Annotated in this window: 21 protein-coding genes; 16 read left to right on the top strand and 5 right to left on the bottom strand. The window is 56.1% G+C overall.

Annotation, left to right across the window (positions count from 1 at the left end; all coding sequences use genetic code 11):
* The first annotated feature begins 65 nt into the window (after nt 1-65).
* The 3 genes from LOH54_RS07655 (at nt 66) to LOH54_RS07645 (ending at nt 2,538) form a co-directional block, all read left to right on the top strand.
* Nucleotides 66-347 carry a hypothetical protein gene (locus tag LOH54_RS07655; RefSeq protein ID WP_231018273.1) on the top strand — a complete coding sequence of 94 codons (282 nt, stop codon included), beginning with the start codon at nt 66-68 and terminating at the stop codon, nt 345-347.
* A gap of 188 nt (nt 348-535) precedes the next feature.
* A complete protein-coding gene (nifE, locus tag LOH54_RS07650; RefSeq protein ID WP_231018272.1) occupies nt 536-1,903 on the top strand; it encodes a nitrogenase iron-molybdenum cofactor biosynthesis protein NifE in 1,368 nt (455 codons plus the stop codon).
* A 221-nt stretch (nt 1,904-2,124) separates the two neighbouring features.
* Nucleotides 2,125-2,538 carry a hypothetical protein gene (locus tag LOH54_RS07645; protein ID WP_231018270.1) on the top strand — a complete coding sequence of 138 codons (414 nt, stop codon included), beginning with the start codon at nt 2,125-2,127 and terminating at the stop codon, nt 2,536-2,538.
* Between the two features lie 52 nt (nt 2,539-2,590).
* On the opposite strand, the gene LOH54_RS07640 is transcribed toward LOH54_RS07645, so the two are convergent.
* Together LOH54_RS07640 and LOH54_RS07635 are read right to left on the bottom strand one after the other, a co-directional pair.
* Nucleotides 2,591-3,193, bottom strand: coding sequence for a TetR/AcrR family transcriptional regulator (locus tag LOH54_RS07640; protein WP_231018268.1), 603 nt, complete (start codon nt 3,191-3,193; stop codon nt 2,591-2,593).
* A 7-nt stretch (nt 3,194-3,200) separates the two neighbouring features.
* Complete coding sequence (locus tag LOH54_RS07635) at nt 3,201-3,776, bottom strand: YceI family protein (RefSeq protein WP_231018267.1); 576 nt, start codon at nt 3,774-3,776, stop codon at nt 3,201-3,203.
* A gap of 189 nt (nt 3,777-3,965) precedes the next feature.
* Here LOH54_RS07635 and nifN point away from each other — a divergent pair, with 189 nt between their 5' ends.
* From nifN to rpoN, 9 genes are all read left to right on the top strand, one after another.
* The gene (gene nifN / locus LOH54_RS07630) at nt 3,966-5,282 is read left to right on the top strand and encodes a nitrogenase iron-molybdenum cofactor biosynthesis protein NifN (protein WP_231018265.1); all 1,317 of its coding nucleotides are present in this window, start codon (nt 3,966-3,968) and stop codon (nt 5,280-5,282) included.
* Nucleotides 5,283-5,302: 20 nt separating this feature from the next.
* On the top strand, nt 5,303-5,758 hold the full coding sequence (gene nifX / locus LOH54_RS07625) for a nitrogen fixation protein NifX (RefSeq protein WP_231018263.1): 456 nt from the start codon (nt 5,303-5,305) through the stop codon (nt 5,756-5,758).
* 44 nt (nt 5,759-5,802) lie between these two features.
* A complete protein-coding gene (locus tag LOH54_RS07620; protein ID WP_231018261.1) occupies nt 5,803-6,258 on the top strand; it encodes a NifX-associated nitrogen fixation protein in 456 nt (151 codons plus the stop codon).
* 23 nt (nt 6,259-6,281) lie between these two features.
* Nucleotides 6,282-6,800, top strand: coding sequence for a flavodoxin (locus LOH54_RS07615; protein WP_231018259.1), 519 nt, complete (start codon nt 6,282-6,284; stop codon nt 6,798-6,800).
* 90 nt (nt 6,801-6,890) lie between these two features.
* Nucleotides 6,891-7,268, top strand: coding sequence for a nitrogenase-stabilizing/protective protein NifW (locus tag LOH54_RS07610; RefSeq protein WP_231018258.1), 378 nt, complete (start codon nt 6,891-6,893; stop codon nt 7,266-7,268).
* Nucleotides 7,269-7,356: 88 nt separating this feature from the next.
* Complete coding sequence (locus LOH54_RS07605) at nt 7,357-7,809, top strand: nitrogen fixation protein NifZ (protein WP_231018257.1); 453 nt, start codon at nt 7,357-7,359, stop codon at nt 7,807-7,809.
* Between the two features lie 68 nt (nt 7,810-7,877).
* Complete coding sequence (locus LOH54_RS07600) at nt 7,878-8,258, top strand: 2Fe-2S iron-sulfur cluster-binding protein (protein ID WP_231018255.1); 381 nt, start codon at nt 7,878-7,880, stop codon at nt 8,256-8,258.
* Nucleotides 8,259-8,272: 14 nt separating this feature from the next.
* Complete coding sequence (locus LOH54_RS07595) at nt 8,273-8,563, top strand: 2Fe-2S iron-sulfur cluster binding domain-containing protein (protein WP_231018254.1); 291 nt, start codon at nt 8,273-8,275, stop codon at nt 8,561-8,563.
* A gap of 147 nt (nt 8,564-8,710) precedes the next feature.
* Nucleotides 8,711-9,979: an RNA polymerase factor sigma-54 gene (rpoN, locus tag LOH54_RS07590; protein ID WP_231018253.1), complete on the top strand. Its 1,269-nt coding sequence runs from the start codon at nt 8,711-8,713 to the stop codon at nt 9,977-9,979.
* Nucleotides 9,980-9,982: 3 nt separating this feature from the next.
* Here the strand turns inward: rpoN and LOH54_RS07585 are convergent, their stop codons facing one another.
* Nucleotides 9,983-10,378 (bottom strand): P-II family nitrogen regulator, encoded by a 396-nt coding sequence (locus LOH54_RS07585; protein WP_231018251.1) that lies wholly within the window; start codon nt 10,376-10,378, stop codon nt 9,983-9,985.
* Nucleotides 10,379-10,540: 162 nt separating this feature from the next.
* Between LOH54_RS07585 and LOH54_RS07580 the strand changes: the two genes are divergently transcribed.
* Genes LOH54_RS07580 through nifT form a run of 4 tightly spaced genes read left to right on the top strand, consistent with a single transcriptional unit; the run spans nt 10,541 to nt 14,536 of the window.
* A complete protein-coding gene (locus tag LOH54_RS07580) occupies nt 10,541-11,512 on the top strand; it encodes an iron-sulfur cluster assembly scaffold protein (RefSeq protein WP_231018249.1) in 972 nt (323 codons plus the stop codon).
* Nucleotides 11,512-12,633: an aldo/keto reductase gene (locus LOH54_RS07575; protein WP_231018248.1), complete on the top strand. Its 1,122-nt coding sequence runs from the start codon at nt 11,512-11,514 to the stop codon at nt 12,631-12,633. The genes LOH54_RS07580 and LOH54_RS07575 overlap by 1 nt, the downstream gene beginning before the upstream one ends.
* Nucleotides 12,623-14,287 (top strand): L-aspartate oxidase, encoded by a 1,665-nt coding sequence (locus LOH54_RS07570; RefSeq protein WP_231018247.1) that lies wholly within the window; start codon nt 12,623-12,625, stop codon nt 14,285-14,287. The genes LOH54_RS07575 and LOH54_RS07570 overlap by 11 nt, the downstream gene beginning before the upstream one ends.
* 27 nt (nt 14,288-14,314) lie before the next feature.
* Nucleotides 14,315-14,536, top strand: a complete 222-nt coding sequence (gene nifT, locus LOH54_RS07565; RefSeq protein WP_231018245.1) for a putative nitrogen fixation protein NifT — start codon at nt 14,315-14,317, stop codon at nt 14,534-14,536.
* A 16-nt stretch (nt 14,537-14,552) separates the two neighbouring features.
* Here the strand turns inward: nifT and LOH54_RS07560 are convergent, their stop codons facing one another.
* Both LOH54_RS07560 and LOH54_RS07555 read right to left on the bottom strand, forming a co-directional pair.
* Nucleotides 14,553-14,798, bottom strand: coding sequence for a hypothetical protein (locus LOH54_RS07560; RefSeq protein ID WP_231018244.1), 246 nt, complete (start codon nt 14,796-14,798; stop codon nt 14,553-14,555).
* A 147-nt stretch (nt 14,799-14,945) separates the two neighbouring features.
* Nucleotides 14,946-16,397 (bottom strand): acetyl-CoA carboxylase biotin carboxylase subunit, encoded by a 1,452-nt coding sequence (locus LOH54_RS07555; protein WP_231018243.1) that lies wholly within the window; start codon nt 16,395-16,397, stop codon nt 14,946-14,948.
* Between the last annotated feature and the right edge of the window lie 47 nt (nt 16,398-16,444).

Genomic DNA, 16,444 nt, shown 5'->3' with positions numbered 1-16,444 from the left:
TCTCTCACACTCCGCTCACTCTCCTGCTTTACAATTTCCGCATTCCAACAGAAAAAGGACATAGGATGAAAAAGACAATCATGGCATTGACAGCGGCGGCACTGGTCGCTTCCACGGCGGCAATGGCGCAGCAGGGCCCGGGTGCGGGTGCAGGTGCGGGCACGGCAACGATGCAGCGCGGTGCGGCGATGATGCAGCAGCAGATGCAGAGCCAGATGCGCTACCAGTACCAGGTCCGCAATATGACGCAGGCGCAGCACCAGTACGCGCACCAAAACGGCATCGAAGAGACGGTCACCGAGACGGAAGTTGTTGAAACGACCGATCCCGTCGCCGACGCGGAGTAATTCGCCGGCATCCCGCCGGGCGCGCCCGGCATTGCTACGGCTACGGCCACCCCTCTAACTGATAACCCCTCCCAAAAAACCGCTACAGGCACATATATTGCATATCGCTTTGACAAGAAAATCTATAGCGAAAAGCAAGCGGATGAGCAGCTTTCTGACTATGAAAATTCCATAGGAAGGATGACATTATGGCAATGGTAAACCGCGCAAAGATCAAAGAGTTGTTGAACGAGAGTGCCTGTTCGCACAGCAAAGACAAAAAACCCGGCGAGGGGTGCGACAAGCCCAAACCGGGCCTTGCGGCAGGAGGGTGCGCCTTTGACGGCGCGCAGATCTCGCTCTTTCCCTATGCGGACGCCGTCCACCTCGTGCACGGCCCGCAGACCTGTCTCGGGGCCTCCTGGGAGACCCGCGAGAGCCTGAGTTCCTACAACGGGCGCAACCACACCTTTATGGGCTTCACGACGGGGATCACGACGAACGACGTTATCTTCGGCGGGGACAAGCGCCTGGAAGACTCCATCGACTACGTTGTCGAACACTACAAACCCGAGGCGATCTTCGTCTACTCCACCTGTGTCACGGCGCTGGTGGGCGACGACATCGACATGACCTGCAAACTCGGCAGCGAGAAGCACGGCGTGCCGGTCGTCCCGGTACATGCGCCGGGCTTTGTCGGGGGCAAGAACCTCGGTTCGCGTCTGGCGGGCGAGGCGGTGCTGGAGCACCTGATCGGCACCAAGGAGCCGGAATACACGACGAAGTACGACATCAACCTGATCGGCGACTATAACGTTACCGGCGATATGTGGCAGTACATGCCGATGTTCGAAAAGCTCGGCATCCGCGTGCTCGCCTCTATGAGCGGCGACGGCCGGGTCGGCGACATCCGCACGGCCCACCGCGCGAAGCTCAACGTCATCGTCTGCGCCAAGTCGCTCGTGACGCTGGTGCGCAAGATGAACGAGAAGTGGGACATCCCCTGGGTCTCCGTCTCCTTCTACGGCAAACGCGACACGACCTTCGCCATCCGCGAGATCGTCAAGGGGCTCGGCGACCCGGAGCTGATGGAGAAGGCCGAACGCCTGATCGACGAGGAGGAGGCGAAACTCGACCTCGCCCTCGAGCCTTACCGTCGCTTGTTCAAAGGCAAAAAAGCCGTCCTCAACACGGGGGGGAACAAGGCGTGGTCCATCGCGTCGGGCCTGCAGGATCTCGGTATCGAGGTCGTGGCGACCTCCATCAAGAAGTCGACGGCGGACGATATCGAAAAGGCGCGCGAATACCTCGGTGAGGACGGCGTGCTGATGGACAAACCCGCCGCGCAACAGTCCAAGGTCATCGACGAACGGGGTGCCCATATCCTCCTCGCCGGGGGGCGGAGCCTCTATACGGCGATCAAGAAGAAGATCTCCTTCATCGACGTCAACCAGGAGAAGAAGACCTCCTACGGCGGCTACAACGGCCTCATCAATCTCGCCGAGGATCTGAAGTCCGCCTTCGCGAACCCGGTGTTCGCCAATGTATCGGCCAAAGCGCCCTGGGAAGTCGGCTGATCCGTCATTAGCGAGACAGCCTTTACGCTTCCGATCCGTGTCACGATTTTCGGCAAAGGTTCTCCGGGAAGCATAACGTTTCCCGGGAGATTAAGTTGCTATCACATTTTTTTGCTATAATCCTTTATTCACAAAATATATTGAAGAAACTCTGATAAAAGTTGTATGTTTGTCGTTATAATGAATGACACAAATACAATATTGGTAAAGGTAAGACTGCAATGAGTGAAACAGCTCAACGCTTTGAAGTGCTGATAAAAAAACACTATTATATCTATGAACGCTACGGCGTCGATGTGACCTTCGCGCTTCTGCACCACAGCGAACCGTTGGACCTTCAGACCCTCGGCGGTTTTTTACGGCTCTCGGACCACCTTGAGAAGATTGATGACAATCACTACTTTATTGTCTTCGACTTTACGGACGCGGCCCGTGCCCACAAGGCGAGCCAGAACCTGCTCTGCAAGCTCGACGATCATTTCCGCAATGACACCACCTACATCGCCATGGACAGTTTCGATACGTCGAAAAACGCCCAGATCGTTCTCAGCCGCCTGCAGCAGATCCTTGTCGAAATTCGAAAATCCCCCCGCAAACGCATCGACAACGAACAGATCCTCGACGGCCGTACCTAAACGGTTCTTCCACTCTTTTTTCCGGTCACAGTGAATCAGCGCCGCCCGTGCGCTATGCGCCGAGGTCGGCGAGCGCCTTGAGCCCCTTGGGGGTTAGATAGGGGCGCATTGCCCCCTGAACATGCGTGAACATTCCCTCCACATTGTGTTCATCAAGCGGCGTGCCGAGGGTTTCGAGGAAGGGGATCCAGAACTGCGTGGCCAGCAGGGTCGTGTCGGCGAGGTGCTCGAGGACGTTGGCATACGGCGCCTCCAGGCAGCCGTTTTCCACGAGGTTGGAGAGCACGCGCACGATGCGTTCGCGGTGGGCCAGGTTGTCCCGGACATAGAGGGCTTTGAGCTCCGGATCGCGCGAGAGCAGGAAAAGCAGCTCGCGGTGGAAAAAGCGGTACGCCCAGTAGACCCGGCCGAGGTGCAGCATGTGCTCATGCAGCGCGCCGATGGAGCCGGGAAGGGCTTCCGCGGCCAGTTCCGTCTGGGCTTTCATCTCCTCGTAAAGGCGGAGGATAATCGCTTCGCGGTTTTTGAAGTGGTAGTGGAGGTTGCCGGGGCTCATCCCGAGCGACGCGGCGATATGGTTCGTCGTCGCGGCCTGCGTATTGCCCTCGTTAAAGAGCTTCAGCGCCCCGGCAAGGATTTTCTTTTTCGTTCCCATGGCGGCATTATACCGGCTTGGCGATCCCCTCGAGCTCGATGGTGATCTTCACCTTGTCGCTCAGTGCCACACCGCCCGCTTCGAGCACCTGGTTATAGGTCAGCCCGAAGTCGCTGCGTTTGATGCTCCCCTCCAGAATGATACTGCTGCGGGTCATGCCCCACGGGTCCTTGATGGTCCCCGAAACTTCCGCTTCCAGGGTGACGGTACGGGTGACACCGTGGATCGTCAGCTCTCCCGTCACACTGTCGCCGTCGAAGCTGGTCATGGTAAAGGTGATCTCCGGGTACTTCGCCACGTCGAAAAAGTCGGCGCTGCGGAGATGGTCGTCGCGTTTGGCGTTGTCCGTATCGACGCTGGCGCTCTTGATGGTGCCGGAGAGCGCTTTGAGCACTTTGCCTTCCAGGTCGTAGTTCCCGCTGAATTCGGCAAAGCGTCCGTTGACGTTGCTGATCATCATGTGGCGGATCTTGAAGCCGACGTTCGAGTGGGTCGGATCGACGTCGTACACGGCGCCAAGGAGCAGGGAAGTAGAGAGGGAAAGCGCCGCGGCGGCTCCCAACATGCGAGTGTAGATTTTCATTGCGTATCCTTTTTGGCATCTCCGGGCTCCGCAGAGGGGTCTTGGAGGTGTCTTTTAGTGTATTTACTCTAAAACTTTACTCTCTTTTTTCAAACATGTCAAGAGCAATTGCACTAACTTGATAATTTCTATCGAAAAAGGGCTGCAAGAACGCGAAATGCAGATGCTTTCCTATATTAAGGAGGGGCCATGTCTCAAGAAGCCGACTTCGAACTCAATAGGAAAGAACACAAGCCGCTGCAGGTCAATCCGATCAAGCATTCGCAGCCGATGGGGGCGGCGCTTGCCTTTATGGGTATCCGCAACTGCCTGCCGCTGATGCACGCCTCGCAGGGGTGTGCCTCCTATACCAAAGTCTTTTATACCAAGCACTTCAACGAGCCGATCGCGATGTACAACACCTCGGTCAGTGATATTACCGCCGTGCTTGACGGGGGAGATTACTCCATTCTGCTTGCCATCGACAATATCACCAAGAAGAGCAAGCTCAAGCCTGAACTCATCGGCCTGCACACGACGGGGCTGACGGAGACGAAGGGCGACGACGTCCGCGGGGTCGGGATGCATATCGAGATCCCCTACTGCTACGTCAATACGCCCGACTTCGAAGGGGGGATGGAGAGCGGCTGGGCCCTCACGGTCAAGGCGCTCGTCGACCAGCACACCGAACCGGCGACGGAGTGCAAGCCCAACAAGCTCGTGCTGATGCCGCATGTGGGCATCCAGCCCGGTGAGATCGAGAAGATCAAGGAGATGTGCGAGAACTTCGGTTTCGAGACCCTCGCGTTCCCGGATCTCTCTACCTCCCTCGACGGCTACCTCAGCGAGGGGCAGGGCAAACTGGCCACGGGGGGCATCGGCATCGACGATATCGTGGCCCTCGGCGATACGGAGACGGTCATCACCATCGGCAGCTCCATGAAAATAGGTGCCGAGGCGCTGCAGAAGAAGAACCCCGCCGTCTGCCACATCCATTTCGACCACCTGATGGGGCTGGAAAATAATGACAATTTTGTCGCGGAACTGATGAAGATAAGGCAGATCGATCCGCCGCCACTCGTGAAGCGCTGGCGCGGGCGCCTGCAGGACGTGATGCTCGACAGCCACTTCCTGGTCGGCGGCGCCCGTTTCATCGTGACCGGGGAGCCCGATGCGTGCATCGGCATCTGCGAACTGCTGCAGAGCGTCGGCGGTATTATCGATACCGTTGTCGCAACGACATACAGTCCGATTCTCGAGAAAATCGAGGCCGAACACATCTTCGTCGGGGACCTTGAAGACGCGGCGCAGCACTTTAAAAACGCCGATCTCGTCATCAGCAATTTCCATGCGGAACGATTATTGCATATGGATGACAAAAGCCATGCCGGGTTGATGCTGCGGGGCTTCCCGAATTACGAGGAACTCGGCAATCAGCTCAAGAACGATCAGCTTTACGAAGGAAGCTGTTTCTTTCTTTTCGAAGCGGCGAACACGCTGCGTCATGTCCGGCACGGCGAACACTAAACTGAATTGAAGGGGTCATGATGGGTGAAAGTACGAAGATCAGCGTCGAGAGCACCGGCACACTTGAAAACGCGATGAAAGTCGCCTTTGCGTCGAAGGATATGGAGACGGTCAACGCGCACTTCGGCGGAGCGAAGGAGTTTGTCGTCTACAACGTTTCCAAGGACGGCTATGAGCTCAACGGGGTGATCAAATCAGATACCAGCGGGCTGACGGGCGACGATAAGACCGACTTCAAGGTGCAGTGCCTTGCGGGGATCAACATCATGTACGTCGAATCCATCGGCGGTACGGCGGCGGCGAAGGTGATCCGCGCAGGCATCAACCCGATGAAGGTCCCGGACCCCCGCGCTATCGAGGAGATCCTGGACGAACTTGTCAAGATGATCAACGGCAACCCACCGCCGTGGGTCAAGCGGATCATCAACATGGAAACCGTCGAGGACCCGCGCCTGGCGCGCTGGGCCGTCGAGTAAACGGCACCAATACCAAAAAATTTCAATCTAAACGAAGGAAAACTATGACCGATACGGCACTTGAAATCAATGCATTCACCGAGGAGCTGATCCGTCAGCTGCGCGCGACGGACCAGTTCGGTAACTGGGCGAAAATGAGCGACGAAGAGTTGCTGACGAAAAAATACGTCAAGACGAAAGAGCAGCTCAAGGAGATCCCGATCATCGCGGATATCGACGAGATGCTCATCGGTGAGATCAAGATGATCTACAAAGCGATCGCCCTGCAGTTCGAACGCAAGACGGGTGTTATGTGCAATGTCGTTATGGAGATGAGCCACGAGGGCTTCGGACGCTGTATCGTCATCGCGGACAAGATCGTGCTGGTGGACAAGTACTTCAAAGATGCGCACCGCTTCAGCTACCGCACCCTCGACAAGCTGTACGAGGACGGGCAGAAACTGCTGGACAAAGCGTTCGACATTTTTGAACAGTACAAACCCTGCAAAGACAAAGCTTAATTACAACAAGGAGAGAGACACATATGGCAAACGTAGGTATTTTCGTCGGTAGCAGTACCGGTGCGACACAGGAAGTAGCGGAACTGCTCGAAGAGCAGTTTGAGGGAGCAGAGCTCATCAACATGGAAGAGGATTTCGACGATCTCGAGCAGTTCGACGATTTTGACGTCCTGCTGATCGGTTCTTCCACCTGGGGTCAGGGTGACCCGCAGCGTGACTGGGTTGACCCCATGATGGAGCTCGAGAGCGAAACGCCGGACTTCAGCGGCAAAAAAGTCGCCTTTTTCGGTGCCGGCGACCAGGACACCCACGGCGAGGAGTTTGTCAGCGCCCTGGTGAAGTTCAAAACCCTTTTCGCCCAGCTCGGTGCCGATACCGAATTCGGATACTGGCCGACGGAAGGTTATACCTATAAGTTTTCCGCTGCCGAGAAAGACGGTAAGTTCGTCGGACTTGCGATCGACAAGATCAACCAGGAAGACCTGACCGAAGATCGTGTCAGCAGCTGGGCCTCTCAGCTCAAACAGGAGATGGGTCTGTAGGACAAAGTTGTCCCTGCAGGCTCTCTTAAACGATTCTGTTGTCTAAAAACTAAAGAATCAAAATTGCAAATCACTTAGAAAGGATGAATGATGGGTACGCTTGAAGAGTTTCAATCGTTGACTGATGCCGAAGATTACTTTGATTTTTTCGATCTTGATTATGACGAGCGTTTGGTGTACGTCAAACGTTTCCATATCTTGAAAGAGTTCGGAGCAATGATGGATCGCGCCATCGGTAGCGAACTCGAAGGCGATGAGAAAATGCTCGAATACTATAAGTTCGCACTCATCACCGTGTATAAGAATTTTGAGAACGGCTATGCACCGTCCGCTGCGGACGTGTGGGATATGTTCGGAAAAGAGAGCGGTTGTGGCACGTGTTCAACGTCCGACAGCTGTAGCGACGTCGAGGAAGTGAGCAATGGGGTTCACGCCTGCACAAGCCAGGCGGATCTTAGCTTCAACTAACGAAGCCATTTTCACGTTTTTCCGGATTGCCACGGGTAAATTGCCAAAAGCGGTCCGTCATAACAGTTCAAAATATAGGAGGTAAGCCATGGATGAAAATAAAATGTCGACTGCTGACAGCAAAATGATATCCCCTTCAAAGAAAGATGCCATTCTTCCGGTTTTCCGGATCGGCCAGCGGGTCAAAATCACGAAGGCGATCCGTAACGACGGGACGAACCCGTTCCACCCGCGCGACGGTATCCTGATCGAACCTGGCGCCGAGGGTTACGTCACGAATATCGGCGATTTCCTCCAGGTTATCCGCGTCTATGACGTCAAGTTCATCGAGGAAGGCTCTACCTTCGGCTGCCGCGAAGGCGAACTGGTCGCCGTCGAAGAGGAAGACGGTTACGACGAGGTGGAGGACGAGCTGCGCTGGATCCGCGAACACCGTGCCAAGCGCGAAGCGGAAAAACTCGCCAAAGCTGCCGCAGAAAAAGAAGCTGCCGAACTCGCCGCCAAAGGGGCGCAATCCCAAGATGAAGGAGACATCGCCTGAATTTTGGGTATTGACGAACTTGATGCATCAGCCATGATGTAGCGAGGGATTAAACGAAGGAGAACAACATGGCAAACGTCATTTTTTGCGGATTTGGCGATGGCATGGACAAGCGTGTACAAGCCCGTACGGGCGACGTGCTTCTGCGTGTAGCGGAAAGTAACGGCGTGAAGATCCCGACCGAGTGCAAGGACGGGACGTGCGGAAGCTGTGCGGTAAAGATCGAAGATCTGAGCGTCGAAGAGACTATGAACCCTACGACCGAAGACTATGATGCGCATGCCCAGTCTTACTATATGGAAGACAAAGAGCTCGAGACACTGGTCGAGATGGCTGCGATCACAAAGAAAGAGGCGGAAGTTGCTCAGCAATTCAACCGTCAAACCCCTGTTCGCCTTGCATGCCAGTGCATTGTAAGAAGCGACATTATTGTTAAACCGTTCGAGTAAAAAAGGAGTATTGAATGACAACACGTGTAGAAATTATGAATGACTTCCTGGCGATCAACGTTAAGCCGGGTAAAACGATTCAGGACATTGTTGAAGCGTCAGGTTCTGCCCTGCCGTTTGGTTGCCGCGACGGCGAATGCGGGACCTGTGTGGTCTTCGTCGAGTCCGGTATGGACTTCCTCAGCGACATGACTGACAAAGAAAAAGCTGTCATGAAAACACTGAACGAAACCAGCCCGAAAGCACGTCTGGCTTGCCAGATGAAAATTGCTCAGCCGAACGGTCTTGTCCGCCTGAAGTACTAATTCTCCCGAAGGGTTTTCCCCTTCGGACTCCTTCTCTTCCTACATTTTCGAAATCCTTAGAACGCAAATTGCATTTTTTCGGCGATATGCACAAATTTTAGCCACATTTTCGTATCACATTTTTAGCAGCAGAGGTATGATTAGACGATGAAACAAGCTTTAAACCTCAAACAGAAACAGCTGCCGCGCCTCTCCATGCAGACATGGCTGCCGCTGTTACAGTGTTCGCTTTCGGACCTGGACAAACACCTGCAGGTCATCTCTAGCGAAAACCCCTGTCTTGAAGTTTCGTCGGGATTCGAAGTCTCTGAGAGCTCTTCGGACCGATCGCATCGCGCCTACATGGAGTACCAGAACCATGTCTCAAACGCCTCCAGCGACGAGATCGAGTGGCTGAGCGTCTCCGCCCAGTCCCTTTACGAAAAGCTCGACGAGCAGATCGCCGCACCGCTTTTTCCGACACCGATCTCCCAGAAAATCGCCCGCCAGATCATCTACTATATCAGCGACGAAGGGTACTTCGAGGGGTCGATCAAGGAGATTGCGGAGCAGTGCGATACCGACGCGCAGCAGGTCGAGAAGGTGCGTCAGCGTTTTGCCTACCTTGAGCCGTCGGGCGTAGGCGCCAAGGACTACAAAGAGTCCTTCCTTTTCCAGCTCAACGATGTCGAGATGGATGACGAACTGAGCATCCTTGTCAGTGCGATGATCACCCGCTTCGAGTCAATGGAGAAGTTTGTCAACCACCCGCGCCTGGGGGATGCGAAAGAGGTGATCAGCCACCTCAAGAATCCGCCGGCCCTGGAGTATATGGAGAGCGAACCGCCGGTACTGCCCGACCTTTATGTCGCTTTCGAGGGGGGCGAGTTCATTATCAAGATGAACAACGCTTTCTACCCCGACCTCAAAGTGACGCAGATCGACAAATACGACAATTTTGCCAAACAGAAATTCAAAGAGGCGCGCGAGCTCGTCAAACTGCTCGACCTGCGAAAGGCGACCCTTTACAACGTCACCCTGGTGCTGCTGGAGAAGCAGTACGCCTTCTTCATGGGCGGGGAGCTCCAGCCGCTGAAACTTCAGGACGTCGCGGACGAGCTGGGCTTTAACGAATCGACAATCTCCCGGGCTATCAGCGACAAGTATCTGGAGACGGAGCGGGGGGTGTTCGCCTTCAAAGAGTTTTTCTCCAACGCCATCGGGAACGTTTCAACGGCGGAGATCAAACACTTCCTGGAGCGGCTGGTCAAAAGCGAGGATCATGACAAACCCTTCAGCGACAAGATCCTCCATGAGAAGATCGAGGCGCGTTTCGGGATCTCAATGGTGCGGCGCTCCATCGCGAAATACCGCCAGGAGCTGGAGATACCGCCCTTCAAAGAGCGGCGCTTTCTTTATAAGCTGGCCGAGAGCTGAGGCTCAGCTCGCCGGCGTATCGATGGCGGTGTAGTAGCTGTCGAAGTGCAGGGCGCGCTCGTCACTGTCGTTGTGGCGGAGGGCCGCTTCGTTGGTTTCGCCGGTACGGATCCGTTCGACTTCCAGGACCGGGGTGACCCACATCTTGCCGCTTCCCTTGCCGAGATCGCGGGTATTGCATCGGATCGCCTCTTTGGCTGCCTCTTTGAAAAGTTCGTTCGAGACGACGATGTCGAGACGGATGTTCTCATCGAGCTCGACCGGGCCCGCGTCATCGAACGCGACGCCGCCTTTTCCGATCACCTCACTGATGGTAACGCCCTCGATGGCGCGCTCTTTGAGCTCCAGTAATACGTCACTGAGGCAACTGCGGTTGAAGATGGCAGTCAGTTGGTACATGGCTGATCCTTTCATGGGGATTACTATAAACCCTGCATAAGATGTTCCCGATGTTACAGGGTGACATTTTTGTCATTTAAAATGTTTTTCGGCGGGGGGGCTCAACTGGAACGCCATTTGCATAATGGCCGGTAGAAATCTTTTTCAAAAAGGGGTCACAAAATGGCTAGAGATGATTTGATCGGCGGAGCACTCTGGGAGGAGTACTCAACCGAAGTACAGCGTAGAATGAACGATCCTATTAATATGGGTGAGCTGACCGAGGCCGATGCCGGCGAGGACAAACTCGTTATCGCCGATTTCGGTGCAGAGAGCTGCGGCGACGCCGTGCGCCTTTACTGGCTGATCGATCCGTCGACGGATACGATCAAGGTCAGCAAGTTCAAAAGTTTCGGTTGCGGTACGGCGATCGCCAGTTCTGATATGATGGCCGAACTCTGTATGGGCAAGACCGTCGACGATGCTCTGAAAATTACGAACATCGACGTCGAAAAAGCGCTCCGTGACGATCCGGACGTGCCGGCGGTACCGGGACAGAAGATGCACTGTTCCGTTATGGCCTACGACGTTATCAAAAAAGCGGCTTCCATCTACAAGGGTGTCGACATGGAGAGCTTCGAGGATGAGTTCATCATCTGTGAATGTGCCCGTATCACTCAGGATACGATCATGGAAGTCATCAAGCTCAACAAGCTCAAATCCGTCGAGGAGATTACCGATTATACCAAGGCCGGCGGTTTCTGTAAATCCTGTGTCAAAGAGGGCGGCCACGAGAAGAAAGACGTCTACCTCGTCGACCTGCTCGAGCAGGCGCTCGAGGAAATGGCTGCCGAAGAGAAGAGCCGCAAGATCATCGAAGCAAAAGGCGACGGTACTTTCGAATCCATGGGCCTTGTCCAGAAGATCAAAGCGGTCGAATCGATCCTCGAAGAGTATATCCGCCCGACCCTCAAAGCGGACGGCGGCGACGTCGAACTGCTCGACATCGTTGAGAACGAAGGCAAATGGGACGTCCTGATCAAGTACCAGGGCGAATGTATGAGCTGCTCCATGAATACGACGACGACGCTGGCGGGTATCGAAGACATGCTCAACTTCAAACTCAAAGCCCCGATCAAGGTAATCGTTACTTAATGGCCTCATACGCGACCAAAGAAGGAACATTCGGCTACCTGAAACAGTTCCCGAAATTCAGTCGGGACTTCTACCGCTTCAACGGCGAGGCTTTCCTCTCGTCGATGGGGCTCGGGACCTTCCGCAAAGAGCCCTACCGCGAAGAGAACTATGTTCTCAACTATAAAGACGCGGTGAAGACGGCGGTGCAAAACGGCATCAACGTCATCGATACGGCGATCAACTACCGCTACCAGATGAGCGAGCGTGAGATCGGCGAGGCATTGGCCGAGCTTTTTGCAGAGGGCAAAGCGACCCGCGAACAACTGTTTATCACCTCCAAGGCGGGATTTATCCCCCTGGATTTCCCTTTCCCGGATCCTTACGAGTGGATCAACAAGCATATGCTCGAAGCGGGCCTCGCGACCAAGGACGACATTGTCGTCGACCAGCACTGCATGAGCCCCAAGTTCCTGCGCTGGAGCGTTGAGACCTCGCTCAAGAATCTGGGCATTGAGACGCTGGACGCGCTCTTCCTCCACAACCCCGAGACCCAGCTCGGCTACGTGGATTACATGACGCTTCGCCTGCGCATCGCCGAGGCGTTCAAGCTCTTTGAAGCGCTGGTGGCAGAGGGCAAGATCCGCCACTACGGCATTGCGGCGTGGAACGGCTTTTTGTACGAGGAGGGGCACACCGAGTACCTCAGCCTCAGAGACATCGTCTCCATCGCCGAAGAGGTCGGGGGTAAGGAGCATCACCTGCGCTTCCTGGAAGTGCCGTTCAACCTCGCCAAAACACATGCGTACAGCTACGCCAACCAGAAGGGGCCGGACGGGCGCTACTATACGCTGCTGCAGGCGGCTTACGGCTACGGGCTGCAGTGTTTCGCGGCGTCGTCGCTGCTGCAGATGAACCTTTTCAAAGGGAAGTTCGACAGCCGTCTCCGCGAGCTGCTGGGCACCGGCGAACTCACGGATATTATCAGCGCGCTGCAGTTCGCCCGTTCCGGGGGGATCCTGAGTGCGCTCTTCGGTGCCGTCGATCCGCAACACGTCGAGGACAACCTGCTGCTCGCCTATGTGCCGCAGCTGCCTCAGGAGACGGTGCAGCGTGTCGTAAAGGGTGAGTATGCTGTATGATGTGATCGTCGTCGGAAGCGGGATCGCAGGTTTACATGCAGCACTCTTTGCCAAACGCGCGGGCTGTCACGTCGCCGTTCTGACCAAAAGCAACCCTTTCCGCTCCAACTCCGCCGTCGCTTCGGGCGGCATCAACGCCGTTATCAACGTCAACGAATACGATTCCGTCGAGCGCCATGTCTCCGACACCTTTGACGGTTCAGACGGTCTGGCGAACCTCGGGAACATTCGCAAAATGTGCGCGCAGGCCCCGGAGATCGTGCAGGAGCTCCAAGAGATGGGCGTCGGTTTCGATACGGACGAGGAGGGCGCCATCGCCCAGCGCCCCTTCGGCGGTGCCAGCGCGAACCGCACCTGCTACATTGCCGACCGGACGGGTTCGGCCATCGTGCAGACCCTGCTGATGCAGTGCCGCAACGAGGGGGTGCACATCCTCGCCAACCACAAGTTCCTCAACATCTGCAGTTTCAAGGAAAAGCTCTCCGGCGTCACCGTGCTGCGGCGCCGGGACTCGCAGGTGATCGCTTTCGCCTGCAAATCGCTTATTCTTGCCGGCGGCGGGTACGCGGGGATCTTCCGCGGGCACTCCACCAACGCCCAGGAGAGCTCCGGTGACGTCATTGCGGCGGGGCTGCGGGCGGGCCTGCGCCTCTCCAATATGGAGTTCGTGCAGTTCCACCCGACGACGCTGGCAACAAATGGTTCGCTGATCAGCGAAGCGGCGCGGGGCGAGGGGGCCTACCTGGTCGACGAGACGGGCACGCGCTTCACCGACGAACTGCAGACCCGCGACAAGCTCTCCCGCGCCATCACCGAGCACATGCGCGAGGGGCATACGGTCTACCTCGATTTTCGCCATCTCGATGAGGCGCTCATCGATGCCAAGCTCCCTTCGGCACGGAAAATGGCCCTCAACGGTGCGGGGATAGACATCACCACCGAGCTGCTGCCGATCACCCCGTCTGCGCACTACACCATCGGCGGTATCTGGACGCGCGACGACACCTCAACGGATATGCCGGGGGTCTTCGCCTGCGGCGAATGCGCCGTGACAGGGGTCCACGGGGCGAATCGCCTCGGTGGAAACTCCCTGCTGGAAGGGGCCTACTTCGGCCGCATGGCCGGGATTGAAGCCGCACGCTACGCCCGCCGCCGGGAGTTCCGGCCCATCGACTACCGGGATGTGGACAAAGAGAGCCGGCGCGTGGAGCTGATCCTCGACGGAGACAACCTCTACAATATCAACGCGATGCGCAAGAACCTCGGTGCGTCGCTCTTCCGCGACGCGGGGGTTTTCCGCAGCGAAGAGACGCTCTCCAGCGCGCTGGAGTACTCCCACTACTTGATGGGTCGAAAACACGGGCTGCACTGCATTCACAAGGAGCGCGACAACAATGTCGAGCTGGCCTCCATTTTGGAGTTCGAGAATGCGCTGACCATCGCCGAGGCGATGATCCTTTCGGCGCTCAAACGCAAGGAGAGCAGGGGGGTGCACTACCGCGTGGATTACCCCGAGCGCGACGACCGCTATTTCAATGCGGCCTCCTACATCAAACTGATCGGGCGCGATTACCTGAAGATCTCTTTCGAGCGGGTCGTGCGGGGCGGTTTATGGCATCATACTAAAAAGGTTCTGGCTTCCATCAAAGTCTGAGATCCATCTAACAACAAAGGAAAAACAATGGCAAAAGTAATGTTAAGAGACAACGGGGACGGTCAGATCCTCTTTTACGTGGCAAAAAAGGACATGGAGGAGATCATCAAGGAGCTGGAGTTCGACAGCGATGAGAAGTGGGGCGGGAACGTCAGCCTGACCAACGGCGACGTATGGTACATCAAGCCGGGGCCGAAGAACCTCCCCGACGAAGTCGACGCAAAGATCATTACCCGCGGCGAGGACTAATTTCCATATTGCGGGCCTAGTGCCCGCCGAACGCCCTCTTCATGCGTTTGATGCTCGACTGCTTTTTCTTCAGCAGATCCACCGTACACTCTACCTTACCGGCATCCATTTCTTCATACAGGTCAAAACTGCCGATATGCTGCGAGAGCAGGTCGTTGATGCCTTTGTCGCTCTGCGCATCTTTGAGTTTGCTGCAAAATGCCGTGTCGGCACTGTCAATGAACTGAACTTTTCCGTCGGAAAAGATGATTTTTGTGGTCAAGGAACACCTCGTTAGTAAGATAAACACGCAAAATATTACCACATAAAAAAGTAAATTGATCAAATAATATACAAATTAATTTCTTCACATTATAAAAAATATGCTATAGGGTTTTACGCCCCGGGGGATAGGGGCGTCTTGCGCTTGTCAGTGGCGGATGGAGAGGTTGTTCTGCTTGATCGTACCGATCAGCTTGTTGATCTGATCCATGCGCTCCTCCTCTTTTTTGATGCAGTTGATCGCGTCGAGGTTGAACTTGTCCAGTTTCTCGTCCAGGTACGCCGTTGTGAAACGCCCGTCGATGAAGTCCTGGTCGCGGACGATCGCCTTGTGCAGCGGGATGTTCGTCGGCAGCCCGTCGATGTAGAACTCGTCCAGGGCGCGGCGCGCCTTGCGGACGGCCCCCTCCCAGTCCAGCGACCAGATAATGAGCTTGCCGATCATGGAGTCGTAATCTGGGGGGATGACGTAGCCGGCGTAGAGGCTCGTGTCGAGACGCACGCCGGGGCCGCCGGGGGCCATGTAGTTTGTGATCTTCCCGCAGGAGGGGAAGAACTGTTTCTGGGGGTCTTCGGCGTTGATGCGGAACTCGATGGCATAGCCGCGGAAGATGATCTCTTCTTGCAGGAAGCGGAGCTTGTCCCCTGCGGCGATCTCGATCATGCGCTGGATGATGTCGATGCCGGAGATCAGCTCCGTCACGGGGTGCTCAACCTGGACGCGGGTGTTCATCTCGATAAAGTAGACGGTATCCGCTTCGTCGACGAGGAACTCGATGGTGCCGACACTTTCGTAACCCAGCCGGAACATCGCCTTGGTGGAGATGCGGAAGATCTCCTTGCGGACCGCGTCGTTCAGACGGGGGGAGGGGGCGATCTCGATCACCTTCTGGTGGCGGCGCTGGATGGAGCAGTCGCGTTCGCCGAGGTGCACGACGTTGCCGTACTTGTCGGCGATGATCTGCACCTCGATATGGCGCGGGTTCTCGACGTATTTTTCGATAAAGACGTCCCCCTTGCCGAAGAACTTTTTCGCTTCGTTCGTCGCGGAGTCGAACAGTTCGTCGAACTCCTTCTCTTTGCGCACAATGCGCATCCCGCGCCCGCCGCCGCCGAACGCCGCCTTGATGATGACGGGGAAGCCGATTTCCGCCGCGACCTTCGCCCCCTCTTTCTTGTCGGTGATGGCCGTCTGGGTCCCCTCGATGACGGGGACGCCGATCGCCTTCATCGCCGCTTTGGAGGCCGTTTTGTCGCCGAAGAGCATGATGTGCTCCGCCTTCGGGCCGATAAAGATGATCCCGGCACGGGTGCAGGCGTCGGCGAACTCGGCGTTTTCGCTGAGAAAACCGTAGCCGGGGTGGATGGCGTCGCAGCCCGCTTTCTTCGCCAGCGAGATGATGCGGTCATACTCCAGGTAGGCCTGCAGGGCATTACCCAGGATGGGGTAGGCCTCGTCGGCCTTGCGGACCCAGATCCCCTCAGCGTCGACTTCGGAAAACATGGCGACGCTGGTGATGCCGAGCTCTTTGCAGGCGCGGATGATGCGCAGGGCGATCTCGCCGCGGTTGGCGACCAGAATTTTCGTAATCGTTTGCATAGTGACTCCGTTTCGGACGCCTTCGGGCATCCCGTTTCAAAAGGATG

It is taken from the genome of Sulfurimonas sp. HSL-3221 (assembly GCF_021044585.1).
In the GTDB taxonomy this organism is placed as follows: Bacteria; Campylobacterota; Campylobacteria; order Campylobacterales; family Sulfurimonadaceae; genus Thiomicrolovo; species Thiomicrolovo sulfuroxydans.
The sequence above is the reverse complement of the archived record's forward strand: the minus strand, read 5'-3'. Positions and strand labels throughout refer to the sequence as shown.

Bases quoted from the DNA above. Each gene is read 5' to 3' on its own strand.
- LOH54_RS07585 (WP_231018251.1), bottom strand. From the start codon at position 10,378: ATGTACCAACTGACTGCCATCTTCAACCGCAGTTGCCTCAGTGACGTA.
- LOH54_RS07615 (WP_231018259.1), top strand. From the start codon at position 6,282: ATGGCAAACGTAGGTATTTTCGTCGGTAGCAGTACCGGTGCGACACAG.
- rpoN (WP_231018253.1), top strand. From the start codon at position 8,711: ATGAAACAAGCTTTAAACCTCAAACAGAAACAGCTGCCGCGCCTCTCC.
- LOH54_RS07605 (WP_231018257.1), top strand. From the start codon at position 7,357: ATGGATGAAAATAAAATGTCGACTGCTGACAGCAAAATGATATCCCCT.
- LOH54_RS07620 (WP_231018261.1), top strand. From the start codon at position 5,803: ATGACCGATACGGCACTTGAAATCAATGCATTCACCGAGGAGCTGATC.
- LOH54_RS07645 (WP_231018270.1), top strand. From the start codon at position 2,125: ATGAGTGAAACAGCTCAACGCTTTGAAGTGCTGATAAAAAAACACTAT.
- LOH54_RS07580 (WP_231018249.1), top strand. From the start codon at position 10,541: ATGGCTAGAGATGATTTGATCGGCGGAGCACTCTGGGAGGAGTACTCA.
- LOH54_RS07600 (WP_231018255.1), top strand. From the start codon at position 7,878: ATGGCAAACGTCATTTTTTGCGGATTTGGCGATGGCATGGACAAGCGT.
- LOH54_RS07640 (WP_231018268.1), bottom strand. From the start codon at position 3,193: ATGGGAACGAAAAAGAAAATCCTTGCCGGGGCGCTGAAGCTCTTTAAC.
- LOH54_RS07610 (WP_231018258.1), top strand. From the start codon at position 6,891: ATGGGTACGCTTGAAGAGTTTCAATCGTTGACTGATGCCGAAGATTAC.
- nifE (WP_231018272.1), top strand. From the start codon at position 536: ATGGCAATGGTAAACCGCGCAAAGATCAAAGAGTTGTTGAACGAGAGT.
- nifN (WP_231018265.1), top strand. From the start codon at position 3,966: ATGTCTCAAGAAGCCGACTTCGAACTCAATAGGAAAGAACACAAGCCG.
- LOH54_RS07635 (WP_231018267.1), bottom strand. From the start codon at position 3,776: ATGAAAATCTACACTCGCATGTTGGGAGCCGCCGCGGCGCTTTCCCTC.
- LOH54_RS07655 (WP_231018273.1), top strand. From the start codon at position 66: ATGAAAAAGACAATCATGGCATTGACAGCGGCGGCACTGGTCGCTTCC.
- nifX (WP_231018263.1), top strand. From the start codon at position 5,303: ATGGGTGAAAGTACGAAGATCAGCGTCGAGAGCACCGGCACACTTGAA.
- LOH54_RS07575 (WP_231018248.1), top strand. From the start codon at position 11,512: ATGGCCTCATACGCGACCAAAGAAGGAACATTCGGCTACCTGAAACAG.
- LOH54_RS07570 (WP_231018247.1), top strand. From the start codon at position 12,623: ATGCTGTATGATGTGATCGTCGTCGGAAGCGGGATCGCAGGTTTACAT.
- LOH54_RS07595 (WP_231018254.1), top strand. From the start codon at position 8,273: ATGACAACACGTGTAGAAATTATGAATGACTTCCTGGCGATCAACGTT.
- nifT (WP_231018245.1), top strand. From the start codon at position 14,315: ATGGCAAAAGTAATGTTAAGAGACAACGGGGACGGTCAGATCCTCTTT.
- LOH54_RS07555 (WP_231018243.1), bottom strand. From the start codon at position 16,397: ATGCAAACGATTACGAAAATTCTGGTCGCCAACCGCGGCGAGATCGCC.